The organism is Dysgonomonas sp. Marseille-P4361, assembly GCF_900343125.1.
Lineage (GTDB): Bacteria > Bacteroidota > Bacteroidia > Bacteroidales > Dysgonomonadaceae > Dysgonomonas.
Map to the genome: position 1 here is coordinate 111,925 of NZ_OPYL01000007.1, position 19,194 is coordinate 131,118.

13 protein-coding genes are annotated in these 19,194 nt (G+C 35.1%); 5 read left to right on the forward strand and 8 right to left on the reverse strand.

The window, feature by feature from the left end; all coding sequences use genetic code 11:
• Positions 1-70 precede the first annotated feature (70 nt).
• The 7 genes from DHU68_RS12435 to DHU68_RS12465 all read right to left on the reverse strand — a co-directional run bounded on the left by DHU68_RS12435 (position 71) and on the right by DHU68_RS12465 (position 8,970).
• Entirely contained in the window at positions 71-829 is a 759-nt protein-coding gene (locus DHU68_RS12435) for a biotin--[acetyl-CoA-carboxylase] ligase (protein WP_108823326.1), read from the reverse strand.
• On the reverse strand, positions 819-1,187 hold the full coding sequence (locus DHU68_RS12440; protein ID WP_108823327.1) for an MmcQ/YjbR family DNA-binding protein: 369 nt from the start codon (positions 1,185-1,187) through the stop codon (positions 819-821). Before DHU68_RS12440 ends, DHU68_RS12435 begins: the two co-directional genes overlap by 11 nt.
• Positions 1,188-1,282: 95 nt before the next feature.
• A complete protein-coding gene (locus tag DHU68_RS12445; RefSeq protein ID WP_108823328.1) occupies positions 1,283-1,648 on the reverse strand; it encodes a YraN family protein in 366 nt (121 codons plus the stop codon).
• Positions 1,649-1,656: 8 nt separating this feature from the next.
• Positions 1,657-2,370 carry a 2-phosphosulfolactate phosphatase gene (locus DHU68_RS12450; protein WP_108823329.1) on the reverse strand — a complete coding sequence of 238 codons (714 nt, stop codon included), beginning with the start codon at positions 2,368-2,370 and terminating at the stop codon, positions 1,657-1,659.
• A gap of 3 nt (positions 2,371-2,373) precedes the next feature.
• The gene (gene kdsA, locus DHU68_RS12455; RefSeq protein ID WP_108823330.1) at positions 2,374-3,168 is read right to left on the reverse strand and encodes a 3-deoxy-8-phosphooctulonate synthase; all 795 of its coding nucleotides are present in this window, start codon (positions 3,166-3,168) and stop codon (positions 2,374-2,376) included.
• Between the two features lie 129 nt (positions 3,169-3,297).
• On the reverse strand, positions 3,298-5,247 hold the full coding sequence (locus tag DHU68_RS12460; RefSeq protein ID WP_185117515.1) for a DUF349 domain-containing protein: 1,950 nt from the start codon (positions 5,245-5,247) through the stop codon (positions 3,298-3,300).
• A gap of 195 nt (positions 5,248-5,442) precedes the next feature.
• Entirely contained in the window at positions 5,443-8,970 is a 3,528-nt protein-coding gene (locus DHU68_RS12465; RefSeq protein ID WP_255412500.1) for a tetratricopeptide repeat protein, read from the reverse strand.
• Positions 8,971-9,302: 332 nt separating this feature from the next.
• Between DHU68_RS12465 and DHU68_RS12470 the strand changes: the two genes are divergently transcribed.
• The 4 genes from DHU68_RS12470 (at position 9,303) to DHU68_RS12485 (ending at position 16,573) form a co-directional block, all read left to right on the forward strand.
• Positions 9,303-10,427 (forward strand): glycoside hydrolase family 43 protein, encoded by a 1,125-nt coding sequence (locus tag DHU68_RS12470; RefSeq protein WP_108823332.1) that lies wholly within the window; start codon positions 9,303-9,305, stop codon positions 10,425-10,427.
• A 45-nt stretch (positions 10,428-10,472) separates the two neighbouring features.
• Complete coding sequence (locus DHU68_RS12475; protein WP_108823333.1) at positions 10,473-12,128, forward strand: AMP-binding protein; 1,656 nt, start codon at positions 10,473-10,475, stop codon at positions 12,126-12,128.
• 62 nt (positions 12,129-12,190) lie between these two features.
• The gene (ettA, locus tag DHU68_RS12480; RefSeq protein WP_108823334.1) at positions 12,191-13,876 is read left to right on the forward strand and encodes an energy-dependent translational throttle protein EttA; all 1,686 of its coding nucleotides are present in this window, start codon (positions 12,191-12,193) and stop codon (positions 13,874-13,876) included.
• 132 nt (positions 13,877-14,008) lie between these two features.
• Positions 14,009-16,573 (forward strand): DUF5686 and carboxypeptidase-like regulatory domain-containing protein, encoded by a 2,565-nt coding sequence (locus tag DHU68_RS12485; RefSeq protein ID WP_108823335.1) that lies wholly within the window; start codon positions 14,009-14,011, stop codon positions 16,571-16,573.
• 7 nt (positions 16,574-16,580) lie between these two features.
• Here DHU68_RS12485 and DHU68_RS12490 read toward each other — a convergent pair whose 3' ends face one another.
• Positions 16,581-17,525: a diacylglycerol kinase family protein gene (locus DHU68_RS12490; RefSeq protein WP_108823336.1), complete on the reverse strand. Its 945-nt coding sequence runs from the start codon at positions 17,523-17,525 to the stop codon at positions 16,581-16,583.
• 168 nt (positions 17,526-17,693) lie between these two features.
• Between DHU68_RS12490 and DHU68_RS12495 the strand changes: the two genes are divergently transcribed.
• Positions 17,694-18,977 carry a serine dehydratase subunit alpha family protein gene (locus DHU68_RS12495; protein ID WP_108823337.1) on the forward strand — a complete coding sequence of 428 codons (1,284 nt, stop codon included), beginning with the start codon at positions 17,694-17,696 and terminating at the stop codon, positions 18,975-18,977.
• The last annotated feature ends 217 nt before the right edge of the window (positions 18,978-19,194 follow it).

Below are 19,194 nucleotides of genomic sequence, written 5' to 3' on the forward strand. Positions count from 1 at the left end.
ATGTATAAAAAAAATATTTATACATAAAAATGAATAAAAGTACATGATGATGCTAAAATGTTGATGGAGCTTATTCTAAGATGTGTTTTACCTCTTTAAAAGCAAAGCTTCTCTCTAAGCCATTTTTATCTTTTAAGATAAGTATTCCGGAATCTAAAATGTCTTGAATTTCTGCATAAAAATTCGTTATGCCATCATTGTATGGATGAAACCCTTCTTTTCTGAATAAATTATTTTTGTAGTTATTGCGTATAAAATCGATTTCGCCATCTTGTAATTTTTTGTAATAGCTTAAAATAGATAGTTGCACTTCTTCTATCAATGTGGTAAGCGAATAATCATTTCCGGTAATTGATTTTAAGGAAACAGGGTTAGGTGCATCACTGGTAAATTCGGTTTGATTAATGTTGATTCCTATACCGGCAATGGAGTGAATGATTGTATCATCGCCCAATTGATTTTCGATCAGGATACCACAGATTTTCTTCTCTCTCCAATAAATATCGTTAGGCCATTTTATCGAAATATCATCTGTGTATTTACTGAGAAACTTAGCTACACCCAAAGCTACTACTTGCGAAATAAGAAATTGTTGGTTTGGCTTTATTGTTGAAGGATGAAAAATAATACTGAATGTTAGATTTTTGCTTTTCTCCGATTCCCAGCTGTTCCCTCTTTGCCCTCTACCCGAAGACTGAAAGTCGGCCCATAATATAGTGCCTTCAAGTAATCCTATGCCTTCTTTAACTACTTTTTTTATGTTTAGTTGAGCTAGGCCAATATTTGTAGAATCTATCGTTGAAATATGTATGATCTTGTCATTTTGCATCTTTATTGTATTCAGCCTGTTTTATTTTAGGTAGTTTTTTGATAACTTCATCAACGGAGTGTTGTACAAGTTCTTTTATAAGATTATCAGGAACGTCACTGGCAAGATAAACAGCATTCCACAGATTAGAGGCGGTATGTTCACCTCTGATAACACCTGAATATCGTTCTCTTAGCTCTACACTTCTTTCAGGATCGCATTTCATACTAAAACGGAATTCGCCATTTTTAGGAGCTAAGGAACCATATGCAAACATTTTGTTCATCACTTTGAAGACAAGAACATCTTCTCCGAAAGGGAAGGATTCTGTTGCACCTCTTATAGACAGGCAATAATCTCTAAAATCTTCTATATTCATTTCTATTTTAACTAAAAAGTGACAAAAGTAACAGATTTGAAAGTGTAGCTAAAGTTATATTTTCAATAGGTTAGCCCTCTTAGTATATAGATAAATTAATTTACGGGAGGAAGAAAAGCATCATCAATATGATCTATGTCAAAACCTTTTCCGGTCCATATAGCGGCAATAATATCAAAACGAGCTGGAAGTGAAATGTCTTTATCTCTTAAATAAAAATCAGCAGCTTCAACTATTCTTTTGATCTTTGCTTGCGATACAGCCTCTTCGGGATTTCCCCATCTGTTTGAACTGCGCGTTTTTACTTCTACAAAAACAATAAATTCAGCACTCTCAGCTATAATATCAATCTCATATTTTTGATATTGCCAATTACGTTCTATAATTTTGTAGCCCTTTTGTTGAAGAAAATAGACAGCAGCATCTTCACCCTTTTTTCCTAGTTCGTTATGGCTAGCCATGACAGTAGTTAAAGGACTGTAATCCTTTTTGTGTCTTTGTTATATATTGGCACTATAGTTACAGTGTCTTCTGTTAAACAATATTCTACGGAATCTTGCAGATTGTTTGCTATTAATCTTTTGATATGTTCGGTTCTGTCTATATAGTGTTTTATGTCAGGTTGAGCTTCTTTCCACATAGAAATAGCTATTTCAATCGCATCAGATGAAGAAGAGTAACCTTTATCTAATAATTTTTGAGCTAAGGCGCCGCCAAATAGAGTATCTTCTATATTGAATTTGTTATTCCAACCTGCACACAAAACTAATACATCCTTTTGTTGTTTATAGCAAAATTCAGCCAATACATTAATATTAGAGAAAGCTCCAATAGTTAAGATGTCAGATTCGCAAGCCATCTCTATTGCTTGTGTTCCATTGGTTGTAGTAAAAACGACCTCTTGATCTTGAACTTTTTCTCTTGTATAATCAAAAGGAGAATTACCGAAATCAGCAAAGTCGCAACGCTTTACATTTCTTTCAGCGCCAACAAGAAAGCCCTTTGTTTTATATTCTCGAGCTTCATCAATAGATGCAATAGGGATAATAGCTTTAGCTCCGTTGTTAAGAGCAGCACATATAGTGGTTGTTGCTCTGAATATGTCTGTAACAACAACTATCTTGCCATTCGTTTCAGAATAAAAAGGATAGAGTGCGGGGGAAAAACAAACTTCAACTTTCATATTTTATAATGCGGCTTTTAGTCTAGTAAGTCTGGTTAATAATCCTTCTAGTTGATCGAGTGGAAGCATATTTGCTCCATCAGATTTTGCATTAGCAGGATCGAAATGAGTTTCGATAAATAAACCGTCAACACCAGTTGCAATACCAGCTTTGCACATCGTTTCTATCAATTTGGGTTGTCCTCCCGTTACTCCTGAAGCTTGGTTAGGCTTTTGCAGGCAGTGTGTGGCATCAAGAACCACAGGAAAACCAAATTCTTTCATCTCCGGAATACCACGGAAGTCAACAACAAGGTCTGAGTATCCGAAAGAACTTCCCCTATCTGTAAGAATAACATTGTTATTTCCCGAATCCACCACTTTCTGAGCAGCGAACTGCATAGCGCCTGGAGCAAGGAACTGCCCTTTTTTGATATTCACTATTTTTCCTGTTTCGGCAGCAGCTATCAGAAGTTCTGTCTGGCGACACAAGAAAGCAGGGATCTGTAATACATCAACATATTCAGCAGCCATAGCAGCTTCATGCGTTTCATGTATGTCTGTTACGGTTGGTATGCCAAATGTTTCATTTACTTTACGTAGTATTTTTAAGGCTTTCTCGTCACCTATACCAGTGAAAGAATCTACTCGGGAACGATTGGCCTTGCGATATGATCCTTTGAAAACATAAGGTATATTTAGTTTTGATGTAATATTGACTATTGTATCGGCTATACGTAATGCCATATCTTCTCCTTCAATAACGCAAGGACCTGCAAGAAGGAAGAAATTATCGTTTTTAAGATTCGTTATATTCATTTTATTCGTATTTTATTTTTATCAAAGGTACAAAGATAATGCCATTAATGATATCCGACTCAATAAATAAAAAAGAGATATGTTTTATTACATATCTCTTTTATACTATATTAGAATAAGAAAAAATAGTTATTCTATCTCATTCAGATTTTCATCTATTGTTTCAATTTTCTTAACGATTAAATCTAATTCCTCTTTCAACGATTCAATTTTGTGATTAATGTCTTTTAATAAACCACCGCCACCTTTGGACGAGATAGATAAGAAATTCATGTTATTCTCATAAGTCTGCAGGTCAGCTTTGATCTTATTGAACTGATGCATTAAATGATCCCTCTCTCTGTAAAGGAGCTTTTTAGGATTGTCTTTAGATAGATTATCCTTGATATTCGATTTGAAAGATTCAAATCGTCTTTCACTCTTATCTACTTTTAGACGGTCGTAATGTTCATCAACCGCTTTGTGGAACTCTTTATAGATCTTATCTTTTTCTTTGAATGGTACAAAGCCTATTTTGTGCCATTCATCAGCTAAAGTTTTTACTTGTGAGATAGCTTCAGATGAATCAAGAGATTGATCTATATTTTTTATTTTTTCGATAATTTCTTTTTTCGCAGCAAGATTGTCTAGTTCTTCTGTTTTTTGAGAAGACTCGTGTTGTTTCTTTTGGTCGAAGAAATAATCACATGCTGTCACAAATTCTTTCCAGATGGCATCAGAATATTTGCGAGGAACAGGTCCTATTGTTTTCCATTCTTTTTGGATTGCAATAAGTTTATCTGCTGTTGATCTCCATTCAGTACTATCTTTTAGAGATTTAGCTTGCTCTACCAAAGATCTTTTCTTGTCAAGGTTGTCGTCCATCTCGTCTCTAACCCCCTTGAAGAATTCACTTTTATTTTCGAAGAAAGTGTCGCAAAGAGCTCTGAACTCTTCAAATATTTGATTATTTACTTTTTTTGGGACAAAACCAATTGTTTTCCATTTAGCTTGCAATGCAATTACTTCTTTACTTTTCTCATCCCAGTCTTTGAATGAATTAAGCGCAGTGTAATCAATACTTCTTAGAGTTTCACAGATTGCGGTCTTTTCTGCCAGATTTTCTTCTTCTTTCCCTTTTAATTCTTCAAAATGGGACTGATATTGTTTGTTAATAGCTGTTGAAGCTTCTTTGAATCTATTCCAAATATCTTCTCTCAATTCTCTAGCAACAGGTCCAATTTCTCTCCACTGTTGGTGGAAATTCTGTAACTGATGGAAGGCTGATACGGTATCAGTGTCTTCTACTAATTTTTCAACAGATTCGATGATTGCTGTCTTTAATTCCAGATTCTTTTTGAAATCATAATCGCGAAATTCATTGTTGATTTTTATGAGATCATAAAATTTCTCTGTATAGATCTGATAAGATTTCCAAAGTTCTTTCACTTTTGATTGAGGAACTAGGGATATTTCGTTCCATTGTTGTTGCAGATCTTTGAATTCCTTATATAATTTGTTGAAATCTTCAGAGCTTTCAGTAAGATTTTTTATAGAATCTATTATCTGAAGTTTTTTATTGTAATTTTCTTCTTTTTGGCGTTCTTCTTCTACAGCACGACTCGCACGTTTCTCTTTTATCTCGTTTAAGAATACTTTTAAAACATCTTCACTCGGATCTGGTGTAGGAGAGAAGTCCTCTATATTGTTTCCTGCTTCAAGAAATTCGTTCTTTTGAGCTTCGACAGCTGCTGAGCGTAACTTGTAAAAAGCATGCTTTAGGCTTTCTACTTCAGCACGTGCAGGTAGGTTCTCTTGGTGTGCCAGATTTTTTAATTTTTCTATAATTTCATCCTTTGACAAAGATGTTTGCTTTGCCTCAGAAGACTCTGTAGTTTCTTCCGGTTTAGTGACTTCTTCTGTAGGAAGTGTTGTTTCACTTTCTTTGGTAATTGCAGATTCTTCTGTTTTCTCTGAGTTTTCAGTGTTTGTAGTGGAATTGTTTTCTACAACAGAAGTTTCTTCAATCTCATTTTCGTTAGACTTAACTTCATCAGAAGGGTTTTCCACAGGTAATCCGGGGTTTAGGTTCTCGCTCATACGTTAGTTTTTTTAATGAAAGGTAATACCTTATGTTCTTCGCTAGGCAAAATAATGATTTTTTTTTGTGATTTCAACTATTAATCAAAAGTTTTTTGTTTTTTAAACCAAAACGAAAGCTTTGTATGTATTTTTATCTACTAAGAGTAGAAAATATTAGTCAGTAAGATTTAATAGTCTGTAAATTAAAAGAAACTATTTATAACGAGCTTTTCGTTCTTCCTCGCGTTGACGTTGTTTTTCCTTTTGTTCTTTTTCTTTCTCTTTTCTTAAACGTTCTCGCTCTTTCTCCTTTTCTTTTCTCTCCTTTTCTCTTTCTTTCAAGCGTTCTTTCTGTTGGCGTTCTTTTTCTTTTCTTTCCTGCTCGCGTTGTTTGATAGCATCTTCCTTAGCCTTTTTAGCGGCTTTTGCTGCTTCCTCTTTACGCTTTATTTCCAGTTTAGCCTCTGCTTCTTTTCTTTCTTTTTCAGCTTTTATAGAATCGTTCACAGCCTGTTCTGCTCTTTTGACAGAATCAGCATATTGTTTTTCAACTTTACGGATAGAGTCTAATCTGAATTTCTCTATTTTCTTGAGTTCTTTTTGATGTTCTTTTAATGCTTTTTCTTCAGCTTTCAGAGAGTCTTTTTCCTCTTTGGTCAGATTCTCGGTGTCTTTTCGCTTCTTGAATAAATTTTTGATGCCATCTACAGGATTGTTGAGAATTTCATCTATAGCTTCATTAACTTCACCAATCTTTTCTAACTGGTCTTTAGATAACAAATCATCAGCTGTGACTTGCTTGTCATTTTCAGGCTTTTCTTTTTTATCTTCCTTTTTCTCTGGTTGAGTTGTAATTTGTGGCTCTTTAGACTTATCATCAATCAGAGGTTTGTTGTCTTCTATAACTTCATCTTCTTGTTCGATCTCAGCAATTAGAGTAGAGTCTTCTTTTTGTTGGATTTTCTCTAATTCGTCGAGGTCGTAATCTACTCCATCCCAGAATGCAATTAGCGCGGGCAGATCTTCTTGATAGTGGTCGGAGAAGAAACTCATGTACTGTTCTATGCCTAGACTAGGGAGGATGTTTGTATAATTCTCTATGGATATTGGTACAGGTGTAATAGATGGCGATATTTTATTAATTAGCCCGTCAGGAGATAAAGCTTTGTTTATATATGACCTGATTTGAGTAAATGATTGAAAACCTTTTATGAGTAAGATGTCATGAGTAGACTCAGAGTCGAAACTTAAATCGTAGGTCTGGATTACATAATTAGAGAAATTATAATCAGCAACTTCGTACAAGAGATCATTTCTGTCTATACTGTTTGGTTTGAACATTAACAGTAATAGATGTTCGGTGTTTAGACTGTCTGAGAAAACGATTGCTTTTCCTGCTTCATCGGTCAGTAAATCATTTCCTAAGTAAGCCTTAGACCAATCAAAATCTGTAATAGGAGAGCCATCAGATAAAATGATTCTACCTTCTTTTATTCTTTCTAGTATATTAGTTGCTAATGGAGAAACGTCTGATTTAGGGTATTTCTCTGTAACTTCTTTTAGGTTGCTCTCAAGATTTCGAATATCACGTGTTTGAGCATATGAAAGAGCATTTAAGAATGCAAACTTTGGCATTAAATCAGTAAATGGATATTTATCATTTATCGTTTTATAGTTGTTTCTAATGGTTTTTACATCAGCTTGTTTGTATGCATCGTATGCTGCCGAATACAAAGAGTCTTGTAAAATAGGTAAATATCTGAAATTCCACTCGTAGTTATCATCAGATAGAGGGGTAGCATATTTTCCTTCACTAAATTCACTAATCAATCGGTTGCGGTAAGATGACATCATTTCGTTGTTGCCGGTTTGCATATATATGAGGAATAACTGAAAGTATATTTCTTCCAGATTCGGTGTTTGAGGAAAACGGCTTATATCGGTATTGAATGTCTCTATAGCTAAATCAAAATCTTCGAGCTTATCTTTGTATATCTTACCCATCTGAAATAGCGCATTTTCGATCAATACGTTTGATTCTTCTATAGCTGCTTCCGTTAAAGGTAATTGCTGTAGGTAGTAATCTACAGAATAAATGTCATTTGAAATCTCACTTTCCAGATTGTCTCCCTTTTCTGCTACTAATTCAGGAGCTTCTGTCTCTAAAGAATCTGTCGGTATATCAAAGTCGTCAACATCAGAAAAAGATGTGCTTTTGTCACGTCTTCGCCAGTTGTCTTCCAGTTTTCTATTGCCCCATCTTTTTTGAAAAGCTATTTTGCCTTGCTCTACGGCTAATGCATTGTAAAAGTAAAACTGATCTTTCGAATTCTGATTCGTATTATTTGTAATAGGAATAACAGGTTGTTGAACCGTTTTAGAATCTCCCCATGTGTCTCCGTTTAAATCGCTCCAATCGTTGATAACTCTTGATTCTTGTTCTTCTAGCTGTTGTTGTCTCTCTTCTTCTTTCTTCTGTCTTTCTTCCTCTGCTTTTATCGCTTCTATTTTTTTATTTATTATTTCTAATCTGGCATCTTCAGGAAGTCCGGCAATGTATTGTAAACTATCTTGTTCTTGAACAGTTTTTGCATGAATAACAAGTTCGTCCAATACTTCAGAACGTAACGAAACTAGTTTATAGTCGGGATGAGATTTTCTTAAAGAGTTTACTGCACTTGAATAAAGAGGCTGAGCGGAAATGAATTCTCTTTTGTTGAAGTAGATATTGGCAAGGGTTATTTCAGACATGGTTTTATCATATCCGTTTCTGATACTCTCTTTTATCGCTTTCTGATAGAATTCTATTGCTTTGGTAGAGTCTTGTTGTTGTAAGTGGATATTGCCAATAGTAAGGTATAGTTGATCTAGATATTCTTTGTTTTTTGAGCTTTTGCTCATTTTAGTTAATTCGGCGATAGATTTTCTAGGATCGCTATCAGAGATCAGTGCAATCTGTTGCAGTTTGGCATTAAAGCTGTAATTATAAGGGGTATTCATCCCTTGTACAGAGGCAAATGCCTGATGAGCTTCAGACTTTTTTCCTGTATGAGCCAAAAGCTGCCCCAACAGATATTTCATTCGTAGTTTCTGATGCTTGTCTTTTTCATTTTTTATAGCATGTTCTAAGTGAGGAATTGCAGAGACAAAGTCATCGTTTCTCATTAGATAATTTGCTTTTACGGAAGAATAAAGTCTTAAGAGTTTTTCCGGGATTTTTCCGGCCAGCTCCATTTTATGTAACACATTTCCTGCTTCGTATAGCCATCCCATTTCGGTGTAAGCTCTGGCTATCCATAGTTGGCATTCTGCGACAATTTCAGGATTGCTACTGTATATTTTCGATATGTATAAAAATGTTGTAATAGCTCTCAAATGATTCCCATCTTGAAATTCAGCCTTCGCTAATAATAGCCATACTTTATCCATAAAAGGAGTGTACTCTTTCTGCTGAAGCCATGCCTGATATTCTGCATCGTTCCGTCTTTTGGGGTCTCGCCTTGGTTTTGCTTTTATCGAGTGGAGTTTAATAGCCTTAGTAGCCTTATCGATTGTTGTAGTATAACTCCCTCCAACCGACTCCATCGCCAAAGAATCTGAATTATCAGGAAAAATATAGAGCATTTGAGAAAGATTGTCTTCTCTGGATAAAGTTTGCTGTTTTAGTGTCTCCTTGTATGCTTCTTCCGCATTGAAGTGTATATTGTATCTGGTATTAACTGAATGGTAGAAACGTGTCAAAGCAGTATTCTTTTTGTTAGAACACGATGCGAGTAAAATAAGAAGTATACCTGAAATAATAATTAGTACACTTTTTGTATTGTTTTGTAACACGTATAAACTACTTCTGTTTTATATTAATAAAACACAAAAATAAGCAAATTATTGTTTATCATTCACCCTTATATAACAAAGGTTCTCAGCCCTTAAATAAAAAGAGTATTTAAATATTTTTATCGCTATTATAATAAATAATTTCAAATAGAATTTTATTCATTATATTTGCTTTCAGATATACTCTTAATGTGGCTTTTATAGCCTTTTCGTATTGTTAAATATAAGATAAATCAAAGATGAATTATAAATTTCTCCTCCTATTAGTTGTTATCTGTGTGTCATTTTTCTCTTGTTCTCCTAAAAATAAGAAAGAAAGCAATTCGACTGCGCAGGATTCTAGCCTTGTATATAAAAATCCGTTACCTGTCGCTTTTGGTGACCCTTATATATTGAAGGCTTCGGATGGTAAGTTCTATATGTATGGAACAGGAGGGGTAGATAATGGCTTTCAGGCAAGCGTGTCTTCGGATTTAGTGAATTGGGAAAATCTGGGGCGTATATATCAGGGGAATACTCCAGAATCTTGGACTGTAGCTAATTTTTGGGCTCCCGAGGTGTATGAGATAGATGGCAAATTCTATATGTTGTTCAGTGCAGATTGGAAGCATAATCCAACCAATGAAGGTGAAAATTTTAGGATAGGAGTTGCTGTTTCGGATAGTCCTGCCGGACCTTTTAAAGATTTAATGGATCGTCCAATATTTGATCCGGGGTATCCTATAATTGATGCAAATCTTCATTTCGAAGATGGTAGAGTATATTTATACTACTCGCGTTGTTGCTACAAAAACCCTGTGAAAAGTGAGGTTGCTGATTGGGCAAAGAAACAAGGTTGGTTTGATGAAATAGAAGAAAGTTGGATTTATGGAGTAGAAATAAAACCAGACTTTTCAGATATTATAGGAGAACCCAAACTATTGCTTCGTCCACCTGTAAAGATGGACGACAAGCAAGCAGAGTGGGAGAGTCGTTCGGTTACATCAAAAGAAGTCAACAGACGATGGACTGAAGGTTCTTTTATATTTAAACAAGGAGATGTTTATTTTATGATGTATTCTGCAAACTATTTTGGAGGTAAAAACTATGCCGTAGGATATGCTACATCCAAAGATCCTCTAGGTCCATTTGTGAAAGCAGATAATAATCCAATCCTTGAGAAGAATGTAGAAAAAGGAGGCATTGTAACAGGTACTGGACATAATATGATGTTCGAACATGACGGACAAATGTATACAGTTTACCATGGGCGAACTGAGGCTACAGGTGATGAACGTGTTGTGTTTATAGATAAGATGGAAGTAACAACAGATGGAAAACTAGTTGTTCATGGTCCTACTACAGAAGAACAAACGATAAATTGAAAAAAGGTAATCCCTTTCTTAAAACGATAATTAATAATACGCCATATGGAAGATAAAAAGTTTTTAACACTGATAAAAAACGGTATTTGTGACAACTGGGAACGACCAGCACTAACCGATTATAATGGAGATACATACCTCTATAAAGATTTTGCATCGAAAATAGCACAATTGCATATTTTATTTGATGAAATGGGTATCCAAAAAGGAGATAAAATAGCTGTTTGTGGAAGAAACTGTGCTAATTGGACGGTTTCCTTCTTTGCTTCGATGACATATGGTGCAGTAGTTACGACTATTCTCCATGACTTTACTGACGAAAATATTCATGCGTTGGTAAATCATTCTGAATCTAAAATATTCTTCTGTGATGAATATGTTTGGGAGAAAATAGATCCGTTAAAGATGCCGGCATTGGATACAATAATGCTTATAGATGACTTCTCTGTGAAAAAATCTAGTTCGGCTGGTTTAATAGCAGCATGCTCTAATTTGGAACTTGCTTTTAATAAAAAATATCCAAATGGTTTTACAAAAGAAGATGTTATCTTTCATGATGAGTTGCCGGAAGAACTTGCCGTATTAAATTATACTTCGGGTACAACAAGTAATCCTAAAGGAGTGATGATACCTTATCGTAGCTTATGGTCAAATACACGTTTCGCTATTGACGAGATTCCATTTGTGAAAGCTGGTGATGGTATCGTATGTATGCTTCCTATGGCTCATATGTATGGACTTGCTTTTGAAATTCTTTTATCTATCACTACGGGATGTCATATCAATTATTTAACACGAGTGCCTTCGCCTCAAATTATTTTGGGAGCTTTTGCTAAAATAAATCCAACATTAGTATTGGCAGTACCTCTTATCATAGAGAAAATAGTTCAAATGCAAGTTTTTCCTGAGTTTAAGAAACAACCTGTGAAAACAATGCTATATTTTCCTTTCTTGAAAAAGAAGATTTATAAGAAAGTAGCAGACAAACTGATTCCGATGTTTGGAAATAAATTGGTTGAGGTTGTAATTGGTGGAGCAGCCTTAAACAAAGAAGTAGGACAATTCTTGACAGATATAAAATTTCCATATACGGTTGGCTACGGAATGACAGAATGTGGTCCATTGGTTTCTTATGAATACTGGGAAACATATAAGCCTGGTTCTTGTGGACGACCTGTGGATAGAATGGAAATAAAGATAGATTCGTCTAATCCTGAAACAGAAGCCGGAGAAATAATTGTAAGAGGCGATAATGTTATGCTTGGTTACTATAAGAATGAAGAAGCGACTAAACAGGTTATAGATGAAGAAGGCTGGTTGAAGACTGGAGACCTCGGAATTATGGATAAAGATAAATTTATTTTTATCAGAGGCCGAAGTAAAACTATGATTCTAGGAGCTTCGGGACAGAATATATATCCGGAAGAAATAGAAGACCTATATAATAACTCTCCGTATGTATCGGAAGCATTAATTATAGAGGAAAATGGAAAACTTATAGCTCTTATTTATCCGGACATAGAACACCTTAAGAAAGAAGGAATTGATGAGGCTAATTATCCCGAAGTATTTGTAGCAGAAAGAAAAGCAATCAATAAACGTTTGCCTAATTATAGCCAAGTAACTAATTTCCGTTTGCAAGATAAAGAATTTGAAAAAACGCCTAAACGTAGTATAAAACGTTTCTTGTATCAAAAATAAATTTTGATTTTAGTCATAATAGATTGAAGTAATAAAAATAAAATAATAAGTGAAATAAAATTATGTCGGACGACAAGAAGATTATTTTTTCGATGATTGGTGTGAGTAAGATTTACCCACCTCAAAAACAAGTATTAAAGAACATCTATCTATCTTTTTTCTATGGAGCTAAGATTGGTATTATCGGGCTAAATGGTTCCGGTAAGTCAACTCTGTTGAAGATGATCGCTGGAATAGAAAAAGAATATCAAGGCGAAATAGTTTCAGATAAAGGTTTCTCCGTTGGATATTTAGAGCAAGATCCTAAATTGGATCCGACAAAGACAGTAAAAGAAATTATTCAGGAAGGAGTTCAGCCAATTATGGATGTCTTGAAGGAATATGAAGAAATCAATGAGAAGTTTGGTTTGCCTGAATATTACGAAGATCCTGATAAAATGGATGCCCTTTTTGCTCGCCAAGCTGTATTGCAAGATACAATAGATGCGACTGATGCTTGGAATATTGATAATAAGTTGGAAAGAGCAATGGATGCTCTTCGTTGTCCGCCAGAAGATCAATTGGCAGAAAATCTTTCGGGAGGAGAAGCTCGCCGTGTAGCACTATGTCGTTTATTATTGCAAGAACCAGATGTGTTATTGCTTGATGAGCCTACCAATCACCTGGATGCAGAATCTATCGATTGGTTAGAGCAACATTTACAACAATATCAAGGTACAGTAATTTGTATTACGCACGACCGTTACTTCTTGGATCATGTCGCAGGTTGGATTCTTGAGCTTGACAGAGGAGAAGGAATTCCATGGAAAGGAAATTATACTTCTTGGCTTGAACAAAAGACCAAACGCATGGAGCAAGAAGAAAAGCAGGCCAGTAAACGTCGTAAAACTCTTGAACGAGAGTTAGAATGGGTGAAAATGGCACCAAAGGCACGTCATGCTAAAGGTAAAGCACGTTTGAACGATTATGAAAAATTGTTGAATGCCGACGAAAAAGAAAGAGAAGAGAAATTAGAGATATTTATTCCTAACGGGCCTCGTCTCGGGAATAAAGTAATAGAAGCGCACGGTGTAAGTAAAGCTTTCGGCGATAAGCTTCTGTTCGATAATTTGGAATTTATGCTTCCTCCTTCGGGAATAGTTGGTATTATTGGTCCGAACGGAGCAGGTAAAACAACTCTTTTCCGTCTTATCCAGGGGTTAGAAACTCCAGATAAAGGAACATTTGAAGTAGGAGAGACAGTGAAAATTGGTTATGTAGATCAATCTCATACCGAAATAGATCCGAACAAAACAGTATATCAGGTGATTTCTGGAGGTAATGATACGGTTAGAGTAGGAGGGCGCGAAATAAATGCAAGAGCTTACCTATCACGTTTCAATTTCTCAGGAGCAGATCAGGAAAAGTTAACAGGAGTGTTGTCCGGAGGGGAAAGAAATCGTTTACATTTGGCATTGACTTTAAAATCAGAGGCGAATGTATTACTCCTGGATGAGCCTACGAACGATATTGATGTTAATACGCTTCGTGCTTTAGAGGAAGGTCTTGAAAACTTTGCAGGCTGTGCAGTTGTTATATCTCACGACCGCTGGTTCTTAGACCGCATCTGTACACATATACTTGCTTTTGAAGGAAACTCAGAGGTATTCTTCTTCGAAGGAAGTTATAGCGAATATGAAGAAAATAAAAAAGCACGTATGGGTAATGTTGAACCTAAACGTATTCGCTATCGCAAATTGATAGATTAAAAAATAGTAATAGATGCAACTTTTCAGAGAGTTGTACAGTCTAATATATATGGAAAATCGAGGATCGGTTTATAATCGTTCCTTGATTTTCCGTTATTAAATAGAGAGACAAGTTTTATAACGACACAATTAATGGGTAGGTATAACCATCATAACTTAAACTATTGGAAGAAAAGTATTTTATTTTTCTTATTATGCTTGGTTTGCTGTATATCAAATGCCCAATCGTTGACTACACTAAAAGGGACTGTTAAAGATGCCGTTACAAGAGAAAGGCTGCCTTTTGTGTCTGTGCAGTTTGAAGGGTCTAATATAAGAACCTTTACTGACGAAGAAGGCGAATTTACCCTGAACAATAACACACGACTTACGGCTGTCAAAGTATCGATAGTCGGATATGAACCTTATACTTTTACGATTCATCCGGGAGTGATGACGAGTGAAGATATTTACTTGATTCCTGTTGATAAAGAATTGGAGGAAGTTGTTATCCGTCCTAAAAAAGAAAAATACTCTAAAAAGAATAATCCTGCGGTAGAATTAATTAAAAAGGTAATAGCTAACAAAAAGGAAAATAATATTGCGGCTCTGGATTATTATCAGTGTAAAGAATACGAAAGGGTTCTGTTTGCTTTCAATGAGTTCAAACCCGATCAAAATCCTTTTAAGCATTATAAGTTTTTACCTAATTATATAGATACCTCTATTATAGATCATAAAGCTATTTTACCCTTCTCTATAAGGGAAAAAGTCTCGGATGTTTTTTATAGAAAAGAGCCTAAAAGTACAAAGCGAATTGTAAAAGGTTATCAGATAGAGGGACTGGATCAAACCTTTGATACAGAAGGACTCGATGCTATAATAAAAGAAGTCTTTAAAGATGTTTCTATCTTCGATAACTCGATGACATTACTCTTACATGAGTTTATAGGGCCACTCAGCGAACATGGGGCTGTAAATTTCTATCGATGGTATATTTCTGATACAGTCAGTATAGACAAGGATCGGTTTGTTCAGTTAGACTTTGCTCCATTCAATTCTAGAGATATAGGTTTTACGGGGAATTTGTTAATTTCTTTGGATAGTATGTATGCCGTAAAAAAAGCAGTTATAAGAACCCCTAAGAAAATGAATATCAATTTCGTGGAGGAGCTTGTGATTGAACACAGTTTTGTTAAGACTAAAGAAAATAAATGGATTCCAAAAGAGGAGCGTATGGCAATAGATATATCTCTTCTTGATGCAGCAAAATTTTACATTGACAAAGTTAGAAGTTATGAAGATTTTGAAATGAATATCCCTATGGATGCCATATTTGTATTGAGGGCACCAGAGGTTTGTGAAGAAAATTATTTGAAACGTCCCGATGAATTTTGGAATAACCATAGACCTTCTAATCATAAAAAAGACTATCGTATCGATAAAATGATGGCTGATATTAATGATATCACCTTTTTTAGATTATTGTTGAAAGCTGGAGATATAATTTCAACAGGATACATTCCTTTGTCAAGCGATCCGGATATAAATAAACTGGATATTGGAACTTTGCCTACATTCTATAGTTATAACTCTCAGGAAGGAAATCGTTTCCGATTGACGTTATCTACAACAAAAAACTTGCACCCTCATTTGTATTTCTATGGCTATGGAGCTTATGGGACAAGAGACCAAATCTTTAAATATTATGGGGAGGCTACTTGGGCATTTAAAAAGATAGAAAATCATAAAGATGAGTTCCCTAAGAATAATTTGACTCTAGCTTATAAATACGATATTAATACTTTAGGACAGCGTTATACACAGGCCGAGAGGGATAATATATTGAGGTCATTAACATCGTCCAGTAATAAGAAATTGACTTATAATCGTCAAACTCAGATTGCATACCAGAAAGAGTTTTATAATGGTTTTTCTTATAAAATATCCGGGCAAACGTTCGATGAAACTCCAGCTGGAGAACTTGTCTTTGAAAAGAAGGACGATCAAGGTAATATCTATACCGTAAATAGACTAAAAACTACTGAAGCAACCTTAGCTCTTCGTTATGCACCTAACGAGAAGTTTTTCCAACAAAGGCGCAAGAGACATTCTATTCCATCTCAAAGGTTGATTTTGAATTTAAGTCATACGATAGCTTTAGAGAATTTTCTTGGAGGTGATTATAGTTATAACAAAACATCTTTCTCTTTGTCAAAGCGTTTATGGGTAGCTCCTTTTGGAAAACTATCAATGTCTGCTTCTGCTGAAAAAATATGGGGAGAAACACCGTTTCCTTTCCTGATTACTCCAAGCTCTAATAATTCATATACTATCCAGAGTGGTAGTTATTATCTGATAGAGTCTTTAGAGTTTGTGCATGATGCTCAGATATCTTGGGAAGTTTACCATCATCTAGAGGGATGGTTGTTTAATCGGATACCCTTGCTTAAATTGCTTAAGTGGCGGGAAGTAATAGGTTTCAGAGGCTTTTGGGGGAGCTTGAGCAAGAGGAATAATCCGGAGTTCAATAATAATTTATTATTATTTCCACAAGATACTTATACGACCAACAAAGCCCCTTATATGGAGTACAATCTTGGGATCGAGAATATCTTTAAATTCTTTAGAATAGACTATGTAAGGCGGTTGAACTATCTTGATCACCCCAATATTAGTAAGGATGGCATTAGGGTCTCTTTCAAAATGAATTTTTAAAAAAGACTTAACCAAATACCCTTAATAGTATTTCTTGAGGATCTAGAGGATTCTTCTTTGGAGGATCTTTAGGTACAAGCACTTTCAATCCTTGTTTTATTATTTTCACATTGATTTCTTTTCCCATTTTTACGGGATCTCCGTCAATGTGCATGATTCCTTCTTTTTCCCTTTTGATAGTGACTTCATTAGTAAGCAATTCAATCATTTTATTGTTTTCATCAATCTTCTTGGTGAATAATTGTAAGGATGTTTGAGGAACATCTAGAATCGAAAGAGGTTTTAATATGGCAACATTCATAAGACCATCCTGAATATCAGCACGGGGAGCTATATGTGCATTATATCCATACTGAGAGGCATTAGCACAAGTTACAACAAAAGCTTTATCTTTGATTGTCCCTTCAGGGCATATAATCTCATATGTTTGAGGTTTTTGTTTAAAGAATATTTCAAACATATTCTTTAAATACATTAGCGAACCTCTGTTTTTTTGTCCGGATGCTTTTGCTGCTACTTCAGCATCGAAGCCAACTCCACAAGTACAGAAGAAGATGTGCCCATTTACTTTTCCGTAATCAATATACTCTATGTTTTCTTCTAAGATTACTTCTAAGGCTTTCTTTGGATCAGTTGGTATATGAAGGTCTCTTCCTAATCCATTACCCGATCCCATAGGTATAATACCCAAACTAGTTTCTGAATCGATCAATGTACTTGCTACTTCGTTGACAGTTCCATCTCCACCTACTGCAATAACATAATCTACTTTGTCTATTATTGCCTGTTTAGCGATTTCAGAACCATGTCCGGCATAGCCTGTAATGAAAATATGTACATCAAATTTATGAGCATCAAGCATCTCCGCAATTTTATGCGGAAGATTTTGTTTCGATGAAGTCCCCGATTTAGGGTTTATAATAACATATACTTTCTTTTTCTGCTGTACCATTACGATGATAAAAGTTTGTTGTACAAAAATACGATTTTGGCTTTCACATACCAAATATACAAGATGAATAAAATAATAGAGTATGTGTGGAGATTATTCTATAGCTGTAGATGAGGCAATCAGAGTACAAAATCATATATTTGTATTTATATAAACAGAAGTAGTAAGATGATCAATCCCTCAGAAAAAAAACAAATATTAGATATAATAAAGAAAGAAGTTATTCCGGCAATAGGATGTACTGAGCCTATTGCTGTGTCTCTTTGTGTTGCTAAAGCTACTGAGATTTTAGGTACAAAGCCGGAAAAGATAGAGTTGTATCTGAGTGCAAATATTTTAAAAAATGCAATGGGAGTGGGCATACCCGGAACCAAGATGGTTGGTTTGCCAATTGCAGTCGCTTTAGGTGCTTCCATAGGAAAAAGTGAGTATGGATTGCAGGTCTTGAAGGATCTAAAACAAGAGGACGTAGAGAACGGAAAACTCTATATTGCCGAAAAGAGAATTACTATATCTCTGAAAGATGATGTGAATGATAATTTGTATATAGAAACTCATTGTTTTGGTGGAGGAAACAAAGCAATAGCGATTATAAAAGGAACCCATACTAATTTCTCTTATCTGGCATTAAACGATACTGTCTTATTTGAGAAAAATGAAAAAAAGACAGATACTAAAATTGAAGAGGAATATGAGCTGACTTTTAGAAAAGTATATGAATTTTCGACTTCTGTACCTCTCGAAGATATTCGTTTTATTTTAGAAGCGGCGGAGTTGAATAAAAAAGCAGCAGAGATATCTGCGAAGGGAAATTATGGACATAATGTTGCTAAAACAGTGACGGGATCTTTAGGTAAACAGATTTTCGGAAATACAATGTTGTCTCATATGTTGTCGTATACAGCAGCGGCATGTGATGCACGCATGGATGGGGCAATGATTCCAGTTATGAGTAATTCAGGAAGTGGAAACCAAGGAATAACGGCTACTTTGCCGGTATTAGCCTATGCAGAGGATGCAAAAAGCAAAGAAGAAGATCTTATTCGGGCATTAATACTAAGTCATTTAATAGTTATATGTATCAAACAGAAGCTGGGACGTTTGTCAGCATTGTGTGGTTGTGTTGCAGCTGCTACTGGCGCTAGTTGTGGTATTACCTACCTGATGGGAGGAGATTATAGTCAATTGACATTTGCCGTGAAAAATATGATTGGAAATATAACTGGTATGATTTGTGATGGAGCTAAACCTAGTTGTGCTCTTAAAATATCGAGTGGTGTTTCTACTGCTGTATTGTCGGCAATAATGGCTATGGAGCAGAAAGTAGTATCTTCGCAAGAAGGGATTGTGGATGACGATGTGGATAAAACAATCGAAAATTTGACAGATATAGGTTCTGTAGGGATGCAGGAAACAGATAAGTTAGTTCTTAAAATAATGACCAATAAATAAAAAGAACGTTCCCTTTTAAGGGAACGTTTTTTTTCAACCAGCCAACTCCTAATGGCTATTGATAATGGTGTTTTCCATAAGGAATAGTGTTCCCTCCATAGTTGCTTTTATCTAAAGCATATCTTTTATTAACCTTGAATTGCATATAACAAGACAGAGATTCAGGGAAATGAAGAATGTGTCATTTTTCTACTTTTGATATCTTAAAAAAACTTTC

What these genes read in the sequence shown, in the direction of transcription:
- DHU68_RS12435 (WP_108823326.1), bottom strand. Translation starts at nt 829, where the DNA reads ATGCAAAATGACAAGATCATACATATTTCAACGATAGATTCTACAAAT.
- DHU68_RS12440 (WP_108823327.1), bottom strand. Translation starts at nt 1,187, where the DNA reads ATGAATATAGAAGATTTTAGAGATTATTGCCTGTCTATAAGAGGTGCA.
- DHU68_RS12445 (WP_108823328.1), bottom strand. Translation starts at nt 1,648, where the DNA reads ATGGCTAGCCATAACGAACTAGGAAAAAAGGGTGAAGATGCTGCTGTC.
- DHU68_RS12450 (WP_108823329.1), bottom strand. Translation starts at nt 2,370, where the DNA reads ATGAAAGTTGAAGTTTGTTTTTCCCCCGCACTCTATCCTTTTTATTCT.
- kdsA (WP_108823330.1), bottom strand. Translation starts at nt 3,168, where the DNA reads ATGAATATAACGAATCTTAAAAACGATAATTTCTTCCTTCTTGCAGGT.
- DHU68_RS12460 (WP_185117515.1), bottom strand. Translation starts at nt 5,247, where the DNA reads ATGAGCGAGAACCTAAACCCCGGATTACCTGTGGAAAACCCTTCTGAT.
- DHU68_RS12470 (WP_108823332.1), top strand. Translation starts at nt 9,303, where the DNA reads ATGAATTATAAATTTCTCCTCCTATTAGTTGTTATCTGTGTGTCATTT.
- DHU68_RS12475 (WP_108823333.1), top strand. Translation starts at nt 10,473, where the DNA reads ATGGAAGATAAAAAGTTTTTAACACTGATAAAAAACGGTATTTGTGAC.
- ettA (WP_108823334.1), top strand. Translation starts at nt 12,191, where the DNA reads ATGTCGGACGACAAGAAGATTATTTTTTCGATGATTGGTGTGAGTAAG.
- DHU68_RS12485 (WP_108823335.1), top strand. Translation starts at nt 14,009, where the DNA reads ATGGGTAGGTATAACCATCATAACTTAAACTATTGGAAGAAAAGTATT.
- DHU68_RS12490 (WP_108823336.1), bottom strand. Translation starts at nt 17,525, where the DNA reads ATGGTACAGCAGAAAAAGAAAGTATATGTTATTATAAACCCTAAATCG.
- DHU68_RS12495 (WP_108823337.1), top strand. Translation starts at nt 17,694, where the DNA reads ATGATCAATCCCTCAGAAAAAAAACAAATATTAGATATAATAAAGAAA.